Genomic DNA, 4,216 nt, shown 5'->3' on the forward strand with positions numbered 1-4,216 from the left:
GCCGGGGCGGTGACGGTGATCGTGCCGTCGCCTGTACCGGAAGCGGCCGAGAGGGTGATCCACGGCGCGTCGCATTCGGCTGTCCATGATTGAGTAGCTTTTACAAGAAGCGCCTTGTTTTCGCCGGCGGCCGTAAAACTAAGCGTTGAGGGTACGACCTCAAGTGATGCCGCGGCCTGTGTGACTGTGACCGTCTTCGTAAGTGTTCCTCCGTTTTGCTTGAACGTCACGGTAGCGGTACGGTTGGTAATAGCCGGATTCATGGCGGCGGTGACGGTAAAAGTACTGTCGCCCGTACCCGAGGCTGCGGAGAGGGTTAGCCATGGTTCGGACGAAGTTACCGTCCATTGTACGTTTGAGGTGACGGTGAGTTTCTTCTTTCCCTTAACAGCTGTAAAGACGAGTTCGTCGGGTGTTACCGAAAGCATGGGAGGTGCGGCCTGCTGCGTGACGTTGACGGTCTGCATCAGGGTACCCCCGTTTTGGGTAAACGTCACGGTAGCGGTACGGTTGGTAATAGCCGGATTCACGGCGGCGGTGACGGTCAGGGTAGTGTTGCCCGTGCCAGAGTCGTCGCTGAGCGTGAGCCACGACGGTTCGGACGAGGTTACCGTCCACGGTACATTTGCGGTGACGGTGATCGTCTTCCCTTCGCCGTCGGCCGTAAAGTCAAGCGATACGGGCGTTACGGAGAGGGATGCTCCTTCCTGCGTAACGTCTACTTCCCTTATCCCTGCGACGGAGGTAAAGATCACTTTGGCCGTTCGGGTTGTACTGCCCGGATTGGCTGTGGCTGTGGCATTGACGGAGCTATTCCCGGTACCGTTGTCTACCGAGAGAGTGAGCCATGTCTGGTCCGATTCGACTTGCCATGTCCCGTTCGAGGTAACAGTGATGGACTTCGTGTCATCGGCAGCTGTAAAGTTAAGCGCCGGAGGGTTGATTTCGAGACTCATTTCTTCCTGTTCTACGCTCACGGTCTGCTTCCGTGCACCGGCGGTAAAAGTGATTGTGGCGATGCGGGGAGCTCCAGGGTTTTCTTTAGCGGTAACCGTAAGGGTACCGTTGCCTGTGCCCGAAGAGGGGGAGAGTGTAAGCCATCCCTGATTGGATGAGACTGTCCATGCCCGGTCCGAAGAGACGGAAATCGATTTGCTTTCTTCTGCGGCCGTAAAGTCAAGTTTTGTCGGGGTGGCCGAGAGCCCGATTGTCGTCGTGCCATCTGTTATGGTTCCGATGTTTTTCCATACGTCCGCGGCCTCATAAGCTGCCACCTTGCCGGCCGGTACTTTCAGCGTAACGTTCGAGAGGGTAACGTAACTAAAGACATCTGGGCCGATGGAAAGCGGCGTATCCCACGCTACGGTTATCTCCTGCAATGATTCTCCAGTGAAGGCTTGCCCTTCCATTGTGTTAACACTGTTGGGTATGGAAATGTTTCGCAATTCCGAGCAACGAAAAAAGGCCAAACGTCCGATGGTCGTAACAGTGCCGGGGATCGTAAAATCCGTGCCTGTTTTGGCCAAAGGATAGTAGATCAATTTTGTTCTCCCTTCGTTATAAAGTACGCCGTCTTCCGAATCGAAATGCGGATTGCCGGCAACCACGTTAATGTCGGTTAAACTGTGGCAATAAAAAAAAGTTCTGTGGCTGATTGTACTGACTCCGGCCGGGATCGTGATACTTTTCAGTGCCACACAAAAGTTAAAAGCATCTTCTCCCATTGTGTTGACGGTGCCGGGCACGGTAAAGGCCACGTCCGGTTTTCCGGAGGGATATTGGATCAGTTCCGTTTTCCCCTCGTTATAAAGCACGCCACCATCGGAGTCGAAATGCGGATTGCCGGCAGCCACGTTAAATGCGGTTAAGTCCGTACAATGGCTAAAGACATTACTTCCGATTGTGTTGACATTAGCCGGGATGGTAATGCTTTGTAATGCCTTGCATTCATAAAATGCATTGTTTTTGATTGTGGTCAGAGCGTCCGGCAGCGTAATGGCTCGTAGCTTTTTGCAGCCCATAAAGGCAAAGCCTCCAATTGTCTGCACACTGTTTCCGATTGTTGCATTTTGCAACTTTGCGCAACCTTGAAAGGCACTCTTTCCTACGGATGTCACGCCATTCCCGATGGTGACCGTTTCGATCTCTTCTCCGAAAGCATCCCACGGCTGATTTGCCATAGAGGCATAGTCCGGCATGGCGCCCGTTCCGGTGATGGAAAGGGTTTTGGTGCCGGCATTATAGTTCCACGTAAGCGGGCCGGCGTTGCCGCTGTTTTGCGCCGCAGCGCCAAGGGCTGTCAATAGCCCGATGATTAAAGTAAAAATTTTCATTCGTTTCATTGTCTTTAATTAATTGTTAATGGTTATTTTTTACTACTCTGACTACTTTTGACTACTTTGTTCCATTTTTCACTTTTCACTTTTCACTTTACACTTTTCACTATTCACTATTCACTTTACACTTTACACTTTACACTTTACACTTTACACTATTCACTTTTCACTATTCACTTTACACTATTCACTATTCACTTTTCACTTTACACTATTCACTATTCACTTTTCACTTTACCACGATTTTCGTTACCCGATCGCCTACGCGTACCAAATACACGCCCGACGGCAACGGCTGAACATGGTCGCCGGCGGAGAGCGTAAGCGTCTTCACGAGGGAACCCTCTACATTATATATATGTACCGTTTCGGCTTGGGGCAGGGTGAGGTATAGAGCGCCGTCGGCGGCGTAGACGCGCAGCCCGTCGACCGTTTGATTGCCGACGGTGCTGATCACGTCGAAGTCACACACATCGTAGCGAAGGCTGCCGTCGTTCGAGGTAGCGGTGATCCGCGCTTTGCCTCTGCGGTGAATCTTGACTAATCCTTTGCCATCGACCGAGGCGATCTGCGGATCGTCGCTCGTCCACGTCAGCGACTTGTCCGTGGCATCGGACGGGGCAACGGTGGCCGTGAGCTGAACTTCTTCGTAATCGCCGTTGATCGTCACCGAGTTTCGGTTCAGGGTAACGGAGGATACTTTGATAATTATTTTCCCGATCAGGATCTCCTCGACTGTTACGGTAGCCGTGGCGGTCTTGTTGCCGTCGTTCGTTTTCACGGTGATGACCGCGGTGCCGGGGGCGACGGCTTTGACCGTACCGTGGGTGTTGACGGTAGCCACAGCCGTATTATTGCTGCTCCACGTAACGGTTTGATCGGTGGCGGTGGCCGGAGCGACGGTAGCTTTCAACTGGCCTGTTTTACCTTGGATCAGCGTCAATGACGCGGGACTCAACGTAACGCCCGTGACGGCGATGCCGGCCGGCTTGGTGGTAAACTTCACGAATTCATAACCGACATTGTTATCAACCTGATCGTAGACGAACAGACGCATTTCATATTCCGTATTGGGCGACAGACCGGTCAGTGTATACGACGTAATATTCTTCGAACGCGGAACTCCTCCCGTAACAAACACTTTGTTAACTAATAACGAGGCAAAATACTCCAATTGGTTGGAAGGCGTTACGTCGTCGGTAGCCGCGCACCACGAAACCGTAGCGGAATTCGACGTAACCGTACCGATGGTTACTTTTCCGCTACATCCCGGCTGGGGGGCTTGGGTATCGGCGACCTGCTTGGTTTTGACCGTCTTTTCGTCGTACCATGCTCCGTTATCGGCCTCATCCAGTACGCCCACTCTCACGATATACTCGGTATTCGGTTCGAGACCTTTAATGGTATAGGAGGTGGTATTGACGAGATAATTTTTTCCCGAATGGCTGGATTTCCAGGCACCATCGGGCGAGCGTTTCCATAACACCCGATACCTGAGCTTATTCTGGGGCGTTACGTCGTCGGTGGCAGGATTCCACTTGACGGAAATTTCAGTGGGGGTGAAGGACACCGGATAGTGTATGAATTGTCGGGGTTTTTTTACTCTTAAGTATCCTTTCGGCGTAGGCTTTTGGGTGTCGGCAGCCCATGCAAGGTTTGTTACTGTCATCGTCATCCATAGGGCGATGATCCAAATCGGTAATTGTTTTATTCGTTTCATTTTGTTTATAGATTAAATGTTCGTATTTTAGTGTTTAGCGTTAATTAATTGTCAATTGTTATTCTTTACTACTTGACTACCTTTAACTACTTTGCTACTTTTCAGTATTCAGATACCACAAGTTGCACAAGTTTATGACAAGGAACACAAGTTTTCCTTT

At 51.1% G+C, this 4,216-nt stretch carries 2 protein-coding genes; both read right to left on the reverse strand.

What is annotated here, in order from left to right; all coding sequences use genetic code 11:
- On the reverse strand, nucleotides 1-2,342 hold a 2,342-nt coding region (locus EII41_RS13300; protein ID WP_124790973.1), incomplete at its 3' end, for a BACON domain-containing protein.
- Nucleotides 2,343-2,565: 223 nt separating this feature from the next.
- The gene (locus EII41_RS13305; RefSeq protein ID WP_124790974.1) at nucleotides 2,566-4,056 is read right to left on the reverse strand and encodes an Ig-like domain-containing protein; all 1,491 of its coding nucleotides are present in this window, start codon (nucleotides 4,054-4,056) and stop codon (nucleotides 2,566-2,568) included.
- Nucleotides 4,057-4,216: the final 160 nt, after the last annotated feature.

Origin of the sequence: Tannerella forsythia (assembly GCF_003860135.1) — a bacterium.
GTDB lineage: Bacteria > Bacteroidota > Bacteroidia > Bacteroidales > Tannerellaceae > Tannerella > Tannerella forsythia_A.